The organism is Methylomonas methanica, assembly GCF_001644035.1.
Taxonomy (GTDB): domain Bacteria; phylum Pseudomonadota; class Gammaproteobacteria; order Methylococcales; family Methylomonadaceae; genus Methylomonas; species Methylomonas methanica_A.
Map to the genome: position 1 here is coordinate 1 of NZ_LUUG01000136.1, position 12,168 is coordinate 12,168.

Annotated in this window: 11 protein-coding genes; 3 read left to right on the forward strand and 8 right to left on the reverse strand. The window is 47.3% G+C overall.

From position 1 onward, the window contains the following. Window positions 1–234: 234 nt before the first annotated feature. The 8 genes from A1332_RS23805 to A1332_RS23840 all read right to left on the reverse strand — a co-directional run bounded on the left by A1332_RS23805 (window position 235) and on the right by A1332_RS23840 (window position 7,687). Complete coding sequence (locus tag A1332_RS23805; RefSeq protein WP_064010873.1) at window positions 235–1,914, reverse strand: hypothetical protein; 1,680 nt, start codon at window positions 1,912–1,914, stop codon at window positions 235–237. Window positions 1,915–2,080: 166 nt separating this feature from the next. Next, window positions 2,081–2,467: a type II toxin-antitoxin system VapC family toxin gene (locus tag A1332_RS23810; protein ID WP_064010874.1), complete on the reverse strand. Its 387-nt coding sequence runs from the start codon at window positions 2,465–2,467 to the stop codon at window positions 2,081–2,083. Next, window positions 2,464–2,691 (reverse strand): hypothetical protein, encoded by a 228-nt coding sequence (locus tag A1332_RS23815; protein ID WP_064010875.1) that lies wholly within the window; start codon window positions 2,689–2,691, stop codon window positions 2,464–2,466. The genes A1332_RS23810 and A1332_RS23815 overlap by 4 nt, the downstream gene beginning before the upstream one ends. A gap of 81 nt (window positions 2,692–2,772) precedes the next feature. Next, the gene (locus A1332_RS23820) at window positions 2,773–3,063 is read right to left on the reverse strand and encodes a hypothetical protein (RefSeq protein ID WP_064010876.1); all 291 of its coding nucleotides are present in this window, start codon (window positions 3,061–3,063) and stop codon (window positions 2,773–2,775) included. A 19-nt stretch (window positions 3,064–3,082) separates the two neighbouring features. Further along, window positions 3,083–3,214, reverse strand: coding sequence for a hypothetical protein (locus A1332_RS26400; RefSeq protein WP_269454676.1), 132 nt, complete (start codon window positions 3,212–3,214; stop codon window positions 3,083–3,085). 84 nt (window positions 3,215–3,298) lie between these two features. Next, window positions 3,299–4,651: a hypothetical protein gene (locus A1332_RS23830; protein ID WP_064010877.1), complete on the reverse strand. Its 1,353-nt coding sequence runs from the start codon at window positions 4,649–4,651 to the stop codon at window positions 3,299–3,301. 11 nt (window positions 4,652–4,662) lie between these two features. Continuing rightward, a complete protein-coding gene (locus tag A1332_RS23835; protein WP_157204108.1) occupies window positions 4,663–7,029 on the reverse strand; it encodes a tetratricopeptide repeat protein in 2,367 nt (788 codons plus the stop codon). A 94-nt stretch (window positions 7,030–7,123) separates the two neighbouring features. Continuing rightward, on the reverse strand, window positions 7,124–7,687 hold the full coding sequence (locus A1332_RS23840) for a hypothetical protein (RefSeq protein WP_064010879.1): 564 nt from the start codon (window positions 7,685–7,687) through the stop codon (window positions 7,124–7,126). Between A1332_RS23840 and A1332_RS25515 the strand changes: the two genes are divergently transcribed. From A1332_RS25515 to A1332_RS23850, 3 genes are all read left to right on the forward strand, one after another. Next, window positions 7,686–7,823: a hypothetical protein gene (locus A1332_RS25515; RefSeq protein WP_157204109.1), complete on the forward strand. Its 138-nt coding sequence runs from the start codon at window positions 7,686–7,688 to the stop codon at window positions 7,821–7,823. The two genes, A1332_RS23840 and A1332_RS25515, sit on opposite strands and share 2 nt — an antisense overlap. Before the next feature lie 621 nt (window positions 7,824–8,444). Then, window positions 8,445–9,869: a sensor histidine kinase gene (locus A1332_RS23845; RefSeq protein WP_064010880.1), complete on the forward strand. Its 1,425-nt coding sequence runs from the start codon at window positions 8,445–8,447 to the stop codon at window positions 9,867–9,869. A gap of 87 nt (window positions 9,870–9,956) precedes the next feature. After that, a complete protein-coding gene (locus A1332_RS23850; protein ID WP_064010882.1) occupies window positions 9,957–11,348 on the forward strand; it encodes a sigma-54-dependent transcriptional regulator in 1,392 nt (463 codons plus the stop codon). The last annotated feature ends 820 nt before the right edge of the window (window positions 11,349–12,168 follow it).

Consider the following 12,168-nt stretch of genomic DNA (forward strand, 5'->3'; position numbering starts at 1 on the left):
CCAGATTTGACTATTTCTCTCACCTGCGGGCCGCGATCTTGGACATTCTCGTTAATTTCCCTGCTAACGCAACCGGGTAAAACCGCAGTCGAAACTATCAAAACCCACGCCAACGCAACTCTCATGTTTAGTATCCTTATGTTCATCCAAAATATTTAGCCAAGAGCTCAAATCGGCTTAGGGCACAAAGCTTAACCGGTCTAACACGACTTGTCAGCAGTAGCTAGCAACCCACTACCTCACCTCACGCTTCACAGCAAAGCGCATGACGCCATCCACACGGTGCACCAGTTTCCTCAAACCCAATGCCTTGAATCGCGGTTCTCGGTCCAAGCCTTTTTTGTAAGCATCCTCGACTTTAACGGCCAATTCGTTGTCGGCGGTAAATTGCCGCTCCGCTAAGTCGATTAACTTATTCACTAGTTCCAACGGCAATTTGAACGACTCCACCTGACTCTCTACCGTGCCCAAGGCGGTGACAAATGCTCGTCTGCTGATGTTGACCGAGATTTTGGTGCGAACGCTGCGCAAGTCCTCGCGATCGACGGTAAACGCATACAAATCGTCATCGAAGTAAACCAAGTCCGGTCGGACCGACAGCCGGAAGTAACGCTCCCGTCGCACCTCCACAATTATTTCACCGTCTTTGAGTGCCGCCGCTAAATCACACAATTCCCGCTGTAACGCAGAATCGTCAACCACCTCGATCCAGCCAAATGGGTGCAGCAGTAGACTCGGCTTGTCTGCGACCAAGACAAAGCCGCGTAAATGCGCCGCCAAGCCCAGCAATAATTGACCTTGATATGCCGACAGTGCTAAAGCCAAGGGCTTTTCTTTACCCAACACCCCCGCCGTTATTGGGACACTGGCATTCAAAGATAAAATAATGCCGTAGTTATCCCTATCCAAACGATAACCGGGGGCAAAACTATCAGGTAGCTCACGCAAGGCTGCAACCAGCGCCGCCCGGTCCCCCTCAAAGTCGTCGTAAAGGGCTTTGATATAGGGAATCTTGCCGTCATTGCTTTCGCCGCGGGCGATGTCTTCCAAGGTCAACCACGCCAAACGTTCATCACCGGCAATGCGTTGCTGCAAAAACAAAAAGCCTTCCAAGGTCAATTCGATCCGGAAAATATCCAGATAATATTCAGTTAACGCGTGATTCGGTGCTACGCCTTGCACTTGCCGATACGGTTTAAGTCGTCGCCACAAGCTAAATTGATAATGTTCTCCACGCAAACCGGCTTCTTCGCGCAGTTCGCGTTGCAAAGTCGCCGGCAGCGCGTTCAACACCCGTTCAGAATTCGGCGCTTGCAAGGCGGCCAACACCTGCGCGGCATCGCTGACGCCGACGATATCGTGTTGATTGGCGCGCCCGCCCAGCAGGCCGTAATCGCCGGCGGTTTTGTCAAAGCGCTTTTGGCTATCCTCACGCTGGTAGAACAATGTCCGACCGTCCAGTTTAACAATGCTCCAGGCCACATAGATAAACCGAATCGGCGGCGCTTGCCGTGTTGCGTGCTGCTCAAATCTACTTTGTTCGATCCAACGCAACACATCGCGTTGTTGATCCTTTTTGTCGTTGGCGATGTCTCGGGTGTTCCAAAAACTGGCTGGAAACAGGCGCGAATCGTTATCGCTCATCGCCGTCAATACCGACGTTGCCAGCAATTGCGCCGGAAACGAAACAAAACACCATTCGCCGTTTTGCAGACGGGTTCTATCCAAGACCGCCAGCGTATCCAGCAAGGTTTCCAATAAACTGACGCAGGTTGCTGCTGCCGAGCGGTCGATTTGTTCTTGAACCAACACGTCGATTAAATCTTGACGCGGCACGCTGTAAAAATCGCCGTCTTCTTCGGCGAAACGCGGCAGGCGGGGAATCAGGGATTGGATTAATTCGGCAGGCGGCATGCGATTTTCCTTAATCGAAAAACGGGCTCTAAATTAGTCAAATGGCTAACAAGTTGGAAAATGGTTAATGGGTCTTCCTGCGACAGCCAGCCAATGTTTTGATTTATGAATGCCCACCAATTTTGCTACGCAATGATTTGTTTCGCTAACTTATTTAATCCTAAAACTACCATGCCGTGGCAACAGGGTATTGCATAATCAATTCATCCGAAGTCAAAACGGTCAAATCATTCGCGATTGCCTGACAAACAAGCATTCTATCGAAGGGGTCGCGGTGATAATTGGGCAACCGGGTCAGATTAAATACCGCTTTTTCATCAAGCGATAAATATTCAATGAAGTGCCTTTCACACTGTTGTTTAATAAAATCGTCTGCCGCACTGGGTAAAGACAATTTGCCTAGCTGGTGTTTAACGATAATTTCCCATACTGAAACGCTGCTCAAATAAACCGCATTATCGGTATTCTGAAACAAAATCCTGGCGTTATCGCTGAGTTCCGGGGCGTCTGTTGTCATCCATAAAAAAGCGCAGGTATCCAACAGAATTTTCATTTTATGCCCTCAAACGTATTGAGTATGTCGTTAGGCAAGGGCTCAAAAAAACTGGCCGGAATTTCAAGCTGTCCTTTTGCCAAGCCAATCGGGCGCTGGCGAATAGTATCTGTTGATTGCTCCTGAACTAAACCGAGCCGAAAATAATGAATTAAGTCATAAACTTCTGCCAGTTTTTCGTTCGGAATTTGTTTTATTTCTTCGATCAGTTGTTCTTGCAACATGGGGAATCTCCACTGATGTTATAAATAATTTTTAAAAATGGCTTTTTATTTATGGTTCCCATGCTCCGCGTGGGAACTTAATTAAGGGGCGCTCCAGCGACCCGAATCGCAGAGCGGTTCAGACTGCTTTCCCACGCGGAACGTGGGAACCACAAACCATTCACCCTCTATAGCATTAAATTCGTTATCTATGATTGTCGCCATCTGCCGTGCCGATTCGTCATCGAGACAACCGGCAAATTCCGAAATCAAAACATTGTTCGGCTGTTGCGGCGTATGTGTTAATAATTGCATGATCTCGAAAATCTGTACCAGAGTAACCGGGTTATCGATGCGTTCAATTTCAGTGATGAGTTGTTGTTTCACGGTCATTTGATGTCTCACAAGTAATTCAACAAAAACGAACAGGACTGTCTTGATACCCCAAACCCCACTCGACATCTTCGCGCACGAACTGTTCGGACATGGCTTCTCGGTGCGACCCCAGATAGCTGCGCATCGATTCAGCGATCAACTCATCCATATTGGCCATCCAGCCTTGTTGTATCTGATATTGGGCCTACTGCCAGATTTGGTCGGGGATTTGGGTTTGTAGGGTGGTCATGGGTTAAGCCTGTAGGAAACTGGTGTTATAAATATGGCGTCCAAACTCTAACGAATATTCATCGGCAGCATAATTAAAATAGGCAAAATTATAATTTAAATACTTTTGGTCTTGAATTTTATGTGTATCTATATAAACAAAGCCATTCGAAGTTAAAAACCAAAAAACCTGATAAAGCCCTTGCATCAAAAAATCTTCATTGCCTGATTGTTTCTTTTGGAACTCATTCAGCAAGTCGTGAAAATTACTTGCTTCATAATTTTTTCCATATTTATCAATTAATAAAGCATACTTTTGTGTGAGTGGGATCTTCCTGTCTTTATGACTAGTTCCAAAGATTTTCCTAAATTCATCTACGCTCAATGTTTGATCAAATAAGCTTAACAAATGTTTTTCGTAAGGAGTTGAGTCCCCACCAAGATCAAACATGGCGCGCATGTTGACAATAAATAAAAAGGCAACATCTTTAGCTTTAAGCCGATCAAATACACGAGTATGTGCCGACCAGTTTCGAGTCATTTTCATGATCCAGGAAAAAGCTAATGCTGTTTTATCCAATTTTCTCGGCTTTACAGCTTCGTCCCATTCGTGCGCTAGGGTGCGAACGAATAATTTATACATAGACTGGATATCGGCGGGTTCGCGCAATGGCAAAAATAGCTTAAGTATTTCTAGGTAATTTTCTATGTCTAAATCTACGGGCTTTTTGTCGTCAGCGCCATATTGATTGAATCTAAGCTTTTTATCTTTCAAAAATGTGCAAGCTTCGATAATCCCTCGCCGCAATCTGGAATAAGGGTTGTTATAACAAGACCTGATCCAGGTTTGAACATAAGGATCAGATTTTCCGTAAATTTCAGGCAAAGCTATTTTTGCCGCATTAAAAGCTTCTTTTATGCCTTCCGTTTTATCGCCGTGGTTCGAACAAAACAAAATATGCTGTTTAGGAAATCCAATTTCATCAACCAGCTTTGTATATAGGTAAAACCCCGCAATACTTTTCAATTTGAGACATGCTTGTTTGCGTAATTCATCATCCTCGGCTTCATCCTCATGCGGCTGGTAGTTTTCGAAATCAGCCAACAACTTTAAAAAATCGCTGTTAATTTCACCGTCATGAGCTTTAAGATCAATATCAAGAATGGCGTAATCAATCTTGATTGAAAGCTCTTTGGTAATGAAATCCAAACCAGCCTGAAGGTCTAATTCTAAAAACACACCTTGATTTCGGAGTTGTTGTTTTAATGCCACGGGCTTTTCATCGAATGAACTCTTATTGAGAACGCCGCCAAACACTTGCTCCGCTGTTACAAAGGCGTCGTTTTCAAAATCCTCCACCCATAAAAAATAACTCATTGTTCACCTTCCTAGCTTGAGATTAACAGTTGATCGGCAATGGCAAATTCCACGACAAAATCGTCTTGGGGCTTGGGTTTGCTGAATTGGCTGCCGATTTTACGGGCCAACGCCGACAAGAAAAAATGGCCTTTGCCACTACCTTTGAGTTTCGACCGCTCACTACGCATGCTGGGGTTGCGGCAAATCAACACCTGAAATCCGTCTCGCACCTGCCATTCCAATACCACCGGCAGAGCTTCCGCCGAGCCATAGTATTTGAAGGCATTGACCAAAACCTCGTTGAGCACGATGGTCAAAAACGATTCGGTGATGCCGTATTCCTTGAATTGTATAACGGCGCGATCGAATCCCTTCAATTCCAACTTGAAAAAGTGCTGTTCCAGCCAGTCCAGCCGTTGTTCCAGCTTAGCTGATTCAGTCAATAGCTTGGCATAGCTTTGTTCCCATTCGCTTTGCAATTGCCGCTCCAGTTCGAAATGCTCTTCGTTCCAGGCCTTGTAAGTCAAATCGGCAGCGCACAGACCTTGCGCTTTCGCGTAGCGCAGATAGTGCTGTTGAATTTTTTCCGTCGCGGACACCGACAGCAAATGCAGCAAAATCATGTCCAGGGTTTTGCTGAACAGCAGCAGCAAAGTGCCATTACCTCGGCAATCTTGCTTTAGTTTTGGTTGGAGCGTGTCGGCATCGGTGGAAATGATGCTGAAAATTTCTAGCAAGCCGCGCATGGTTTGTGCCGCCTGCTTGTATAGTTTTACCTGATGTTCGTGCTCCGTGTTGTAAATAATCGCATCCAGCGGACTGCGGAATTTATGGGCGAACATGGCCATGGTTTCCTCGAGCTCATGAGCCCTTTGAGTTTCTAACTCGGCAAATCGCTGTTTCCACTCTAATTCCCTTTGAATCGAATTTTGATAAAAAATATACTTGGCCTTCTCGAGGCGTTCACTGAAACCCCTAGCCAAATTTATATCATCATAAAAATCAAACACCAGCGACGGTAAAATAAAATAATCTCCATCTTTCCGATTGTTTTTTATGTATTCTGATGAGAAATATTTCCCAGCATCATCAGTAATTTCAGGTTTTTTGTTTTTCGCTCCAAATATCTTCACGTAAATATCTGCAAAGCATTCGAGAGCATTAGGTCCGTCGATTGCATCTAATGAATCTTCAAGATAAATTCCATCAAAACATTCAAGTGCTCGTTTCTGATCTTGTTCCGTGTCTTTGCCAAATGCAAGTAACACTCCCAAAACAAATTTTAGCTCAATAGTGTGTATATCGTTTTTCAGTTTTTCCGATACCCATTTATATGCAAATCGATAGCATTCCTCCGAATCAGAGCGGTTGCAAAACTCTGGGAATGTAAATTTCAGATATGCATTCTCTAGCCATTGTTCAGCACTAGTAATATTTAGTTTTATTGCCTCGCTTAAATAAACGATACCATGCACATAATTCGTATCAGTGCCACGACCATCAAAACACATTAACGCTGCCCGAAAGTAGGCTTCACCAGTAACTGAATTATCCTCATCAGAGTCAATTATTTTTTCTAACCAACTAAAGCAAAGACTATCGTCCTTTTCGATTTCTTCGCCATTTTCGTAGGCGTCGGCCACACGTAACATAATTTCGTTTTCTATGATCGATACGTCATTTTGTGCGGCCTTATCTAACCAAAGTATGGCGTTTTTGAAGTTTTTCTCCTTGCCGACACCATCTAAATAACAACATGCCAATAAATATTGCGCCTTAGCAAAACTACTTTCGGCGGATTTTTCGCAAAGTGTTATTCCGATAGCCAAGTTCTCCTTCGTACCTTTACCATCTATATAACAACGAGCCAATTCGTATTGGTTTTCAGGGGAAGGGTAATGCTCTGTAGCAAACCGAATGCACAAATAAGCTTTCTCATCATTTTGTGGAACACCTAAACCTTCTCGGTAAAGTAATGCCAACCACGTATTCGCAAGTACGTGATTTTGAACTGCGGCTTGCTCTAGCCATAGAGCAGCAGAATTTATATTGCTATCGATAAAATTTTTACCGAGTGAAATCTTTAATGCGGTATCAATAGAAGGAACAGCTTCACTTTTTGCTAACCTAAAACCCCATTCATTAATCAACCTATTTGTATAGTCGTTTTGTAGCGGATTTGAACTCCCAATAAAATAGTAGATACCTGCACAAAATTGCGCATCAGCATTACCATAGTCGGCTGCTTGCAATAACCAGCTCAACCCCAACTCGATATTTTGCTCAATGTTCTTTCCAGTAGCCAGGCAATATGCCAACTCAAACTGCGCTTGCACATCTCCCGCTTCGGCTTTTTGTGTCAGTTCGGCAATTGAGGTTGTTTGGTTTTCGGTCATGGTCTGGGCCTGTTTTTTTCGGGTATTTCTTTTCTGATTGCCGTGCGCGGTTTGGCGCCGCACATGGCACTGTCGGATGTTGTTGTGCGGTCTGCTAGCGTTCGATGAACTCTATTTGGATCGGCATTTTCAACTCCCCGGCAATCTCCTTTAGCACCGTGGGCGCGGTGTAAGCATTGACGTGGGTGGTAATGTACCAACCATTGCAGGTTTTTTGGGTTTGGTAACCCGTCGCCTGTCTTCTGGATACCAGTGGAATCGACGTTACCACCTTGTTCAAGGCTGCGACCTTATCCAATCCAAAACCCTTTAAGGCTTCGAAAAAAGTTTCGGCGATGGTTGGCTTTTCGATGACGCGTCCTGCCAACGTGACACGCATACTGCCGCGTGGTTGACGGGTGCGGTGTTTATTGCGCTTGTGAAATGCCTTCTCCATGGGTTGGGCTTGCGATTTGTTCACGAAATTACCCAGGCAGGTTTTGATTTCCATTTCCAAAGCCTGCAAGCGTTGGCAGTTTTCGATGTTGGCAGTAACCAAGGAAAAGTTGCCGGCCATGCTGGCTTCGGCAATCGTCAGTTTCAAATCGTCTCCGGCTTGGCCGATGACGGCAAACAATTGGTTGAATTGTTGGTTCACGGTTTCTGGCAGTCTGTTCATGGTGATGTTCTCCGGCTGTTTGGATAAACGGCGCTATCTGCATCGCCGCTTCGTTAAGTTTTTTATCGATACCCATTTATTGTTTCGGGACGGTTCGGTTGCTACCAGCAACCCGCCGTCTCAACATGGTGTGTAGTATCTTGAAAACTTGCGCCCTTGTAATGGGAGAACTGTGGGAAATTTTATAGGCAGTATTTACCAAAGCGAATTTTGCCGTCGCCCAGACGTAAATTCCTATAATCGTAACCTGGCCTTGGACCGGTAGGTTGAGAATGCGGTTTATTTAGGAATGTGAGAAACAAGTTCGGCAACGGTAGGTGCGAATTCATTCGCACTGTGCGGATAAATCCGCACCTACACCGAACCCTTAAATAGGTTATTTCATGATCATTCCTTAGCAGTTGCTAAGCCGGAGTAAAATTTCATGGGGAGTCATCGCAACCGAAGTACCATGCTTCTTTTATACAAGTGCCGTCATGCCCACAGGGCCCGAGCATCCAGTGCCATGGATGGTAGCTTCAAGCTAATCTTGCAGTCTGGATTCGCTTCGCGGTCTACGGCTCGGACAATCTGGAATGACGGTTATCAAACATAAATGTATATATAGTCATCGCACTTCAAATTTCGGTTTTCTGATTCCCTCACCCCGCCCCTCTCCTTTATGCCCTGTGGGTGCGGAGGGCGAGGGAGCGGATGTAAGTGAGAAAGGTATAACAATGAAGCGTCGCTTGGCAGCAAGCTATTTGAGGATTAAAGCATGCTAAAACTTCTGTTACGTCCGGTCATCTTCGTCACGATAGTGATGAGCATTTTGGTGATTGGCGAGCTGCTGGCCATCGGTCGCCTGACTTGGCGCAACCACGAGCGGATACAAACCATAGAAACCGATATCGGCAAAGGCCGCTATTTGGAGGAAACAATTTTTGAATTGTTGGAACTGCAATCGCAGCTGGCTTTGCACCGCAGCAATCCGGACGTAGCCGCCGAACAGATCAACGACATTCAAGACCGGTTGCTGGATTTATTACAAACGCATAATAAAAGTTCGGAATTCGCGTCCGCAGTCGATCTAAACACCTTACAAACCAAATTTGCCGCCGCCAGCAACGGCGACGCGAAAGCCTTAATCGATTCGGTCAATATGATCCGGCAAGTCCTGGACCGGCAGACTAACGAAGAAGAAAAAATGTTGATTGGCGTTGAATACGACAGTCAATTGGAGCTGCAATTGGCCATTATTCTGCCCTTGCTGTTGTTTTGGATAGGCCATTATTTTTTCCGGAATAACGTGCTGGAGCCGCTGGATGCGCTGCGCGATTTATTGTCCGGCCTGGCGGAAGGCGTTAAGCAACCGATCACGCGCGAGACCGCCGACCCGATATTGCGCGATCTATTTGATCGTTATAATCACTTGGTCGATCATTTGATCGAACTGGAGCAGGAACATCTGCATTACACCAACCGCCTGGAACAACAGGTGCGGCAAACCAGTCATGCGTTATTGGAACAAAGCCAGCGTCTGGCCAAAGCCGAACGTCTGGCGGCCTTAACGGAAATGGCGGCCAGTACGGCGCACGAGTTGCGTAATCCGCTGGCAATCATTCAAGTGGCATTAGAAAATATGTTGTCGGAAGCCAGCGACCCGGACTTGCGCCAACGCATCGGTTTGTTGCACAGCGAAGTACAAAGACTGACTAGTCATCTTAACGATCTGCTCAGTTCTGCCCGTCACAGCAGCAAAATTTCCCAACCTACCGATGTCAATCTGGTGGTAAATGATTTGATCACGCTATTTAAATACCAAGCCACCGACAATATTTGTTTTGCCGTGCACGGCAAAGCCAATCTGCCGATGATGCTGCCCGAGATCGAATTTCGACAAGCCCTGCTCAATCTGTTGCAAAATGCGGTGCAAGCTATCGGCGCCCGCACCGGTAAAGTGGAGGTGGCTATCGCGCAAAGTAATCGCCAGCTGATGATCAGCGTCACCGACAGCGGCGACGGTTTCAGTGCAGCCTTGTTACAGCAAGGCATTCGGCCATTCGTTAGTCTGAAGGAAAAAGGCAGTGGTCTAGGTCTGGTGATGGTACAACGCTTTGCAAAGGACTTGAGCGGTCAGCTGAAATTGGATAACACCGCCGCCGGCAATGGCATGGTCACTTTAATATTACCTGTAGTTTGAAACTATTCGGTTGACACAAGACACCAGGCCGGCACTGTGCTACCAGTCGGCAACCCCCTATAAAACAACAAAAAAATCCACGCCATGATGACCAACACCCTTTTAATTATCGAAGACGAAACCTTGCTGGCCTCAGAGTTGGCGCGCTATTTCGGCAAGGGTGGCTGGGAAGTCAGCATTGCGCATTCCCTGCAACAAGCCGAACAGTTTCTCGGCGGGCAATCCTTGGACCCTCTGGTAGTGTTGTCCGATATGAATTTGCCAGACGGCAACGCGCTGGATTTGCTGGAAAAACTTAAGCCCGAAATTAGCAGCAGCGAATGGGTGTTTCTGACCGGTTACGGCAGCGTCGCCGATTCAGTGCGGGCGGTGCGCTTGGGCGCTTACGACTTTATCGAGAAACCCTGTTCGTTGGATCGTTTGAATCTATTGGTAGAAGGCGCCGCCCGTAGCGCCCGCGCCCAACGGCGGCTGGAACAGCAGACCGCCTCGCAAAACCATCAATACAGCATCGACAGTTTGATCGGCTCCAGCCCCGCCATGAGCCAGCTGCGAGCCATGTTGAAACAAATCGCCAACGTGCCCTTTTCCAGTCTGATCGTCAGCGGCGAAACCGGCACCGGCAAAGGCATGATCGCCCGCATCCTGCACTATTCCGGCAGCCGCGCGGCGGCTCCGTTGGTTGAAATCAATTGCGCTGCTTTGCCACGTGAGTTGCTGGAAGCCGAGTTATTTGGTTACGAAGCCGGTGCCTTTACCGGCGCGAAAAAACGCCATCGCGGCCTGTTCGAACAGGCGCATACCGGCACGCTGTTTCTGGACGAAATCGGCGAAATGGATCTAGATTTGCAGAGCAAGCTATTAAAAGCCGTGGAAGATTTGCGCATCCGCCGGGTGGGCGGCGAGGCCGAGATTAGCATCGACGTGCAAATCATCGCTGCGACCAATCTGGACCTGGTGGAAAAAGTCGCCGAAGGTCTATTTCGCCGGGATTTGTATCATCGCTTGAACGTGATCAACATCCGCATGCCGGCCTTGCGCGAACACAAGCAAGACCTAGAACAACTGGTGCCGCAATTCATAGCCGAATGTAATCGCAAATCGGCTAAAGCGGTCAGCCATATTTCGGAGCCAGCCTGGCAGGCGCTGAAAAGTTACGATTGGCCCGGCAATATCCGTGAATTGCACAATGTGTTGGAACGTTGCGTGCTGCTGTCCAACGATCACAATCTGCCTGTGGAATGGTTGCAGTTACAAGCCCCGCAAACCGCAGCCACCCACAACGCCAAGGTCAATCAGGAAGGCGTATTCATTCCGCTGGACGGCAGCATCAGCCTGCACGAAATGGAAAAATTCATCATCCAAGAAGCCCTGAACCGCAACGACGACAACGTCACCGGCGCGGCGCGAATGCTGGGCACCACCAGGGAAACCCTACGCTACCGCGTGCAGAAATATCATTTGAAATGTAAATTTTAAGAAGCGTTGGCTGGTAACCGGGTGCTTTACCGCGGCCAAAAAAATGCGCCCTGCCCGCCCGAAGAACTTCGACCAACCAGAGCGCCACGTCCACACATGAGAACAGATAGGAGTAACAACACAACTTGAACAAAGCAAAGTTGATGCCAAACGGCGGAAACATTGATTTTGCTGGATTTGTTATGTTTATACCCGATGAAAGATCGGGCGATTTGCACCAGATACAACCGGAATTTGTCTGAAATGCACCAGGATGGCTCAGATAAAGAACGCATTTGAACAGCCGCCATGACCAGAACGGCGAAAACCGTGGATGATTGCGCCTGAGAACCTTAGAGTTCTACAAAATTTGCCGGCCGTTCTCGTTCGGAACTCGGCGATTGCACAAAATTACTCCAATGTTCGGGCTCGCCGCGAGAATGCCCGAGCTATTTTGGAGAATGGTCGAGAAAAAAGCTTGGCCGTTCTGCCAGCGAACCGCAGCGTTCGACAAAATTTGTCGGCCGTTCTCACTCAGAACTCGGCCATTGGACAAAATAACTCCAATGTTGGAGCTCGCCATGAGAATGTCCGAGTTATTTTGGAGAATAGTCGAGAAAAAAGCTCGGCCGTTCCAGACCCACGTGCGACTGGGATGGTTTTCTCCCCGTATGCCGCGCCGAGCACCGGAGCTTTTGAACGGAATAGCCCGTAGGGGCGATGCAGGGATGCATCGCGTTGCCGAAGGGGCAGGAGGCCCCTTTCGGCAACCCCGTTCAAAAGCGAGGAGCGCAGGAAATAAGCGGCATCCGGGTGTCTTTTCTTTTGGATACTTTTCTTT

Excerpts from the sequence above, each read along its gene's own strand:
- A1332_RS23805 (WP_064010873.1), bottom strand. The coding sequence starts at position 1,914 with ATGCCGCCTGCCGAATTAATCCAATCCCTGATTCCCCGCCTGCCGCGT.
- A1332_RS23810 (WP_064010874.1), bottom strand. The coding sequence starts at position 2,467 with ATGAAAATTCTGTTGGATACCTGCGCTTTTTTATGGATGACAACAGAC.
- A1332_RS23815 (WP_064010875.1), bottom strand. The coding sequence starts at position 2,691 with ATGTTGCAAGAACAACTGATCGAAGAAATAAAACAAATTCCGAACGAA.
- A1332_RS23820 (WP_064010876.1), bottom strand. The coding sequence starts at position 3,063 with ATGACCGTGAAACAACAACTCATCACTGAAATTGAACGCATCGATAAC.
- A1332_RS26400 (WP_269454676.1), bottom strand. The coding sequence starts at position 3,214 with ATGGATGAGTTGATCGCTGAATCGATGCGCAGCTATCTGGGGTCGCAC.
- A1332_RS23830 (WP_064010877.1), bottom strand. The coding sequence starts at position 4,651 with ATGAGTTATTTTTTATGGGTGGAGGATTTTGAAAACGACGCCTTTGTA.
- A1332_RS23835 (WP_157204108.1), bottom strand. The coding sequence starts at position 7,029 with ATGACCGAAAACCAAACAACCTCAATTGCCGAACTGACACAAAAAGCC.
- A1332_RS25515 (WP_157204109.1), top strand. The coding sequence starts at position 7,686 with ATGGTGATGTTCTCCGGCTGTTTGGATAAACGGCGCTATCTGCATCGC.
- A1332_RS23840 (WP_064010879.1), bottom strand. The coding sequence starts at position 7,687 with ATGAACAGACTGCCAGAAACCGTGAACCAACAATTCAACCAATTGTTT.
- A1332_RS23845 (WP_064010880.1), top strand. The coding sequence starts at position 8,445 with ATGCTAAAACTTCTGTTACGTCCGGTCATCTTCGTCACGATAGTGATG.
- A1332_RS23850 (WP_064010882.1), top strand. The coding sequence starts at position 9,957 with ATGACCAACACCCTTTTAATTATCGAAGACGAAACCTTGCTGGCCTCA.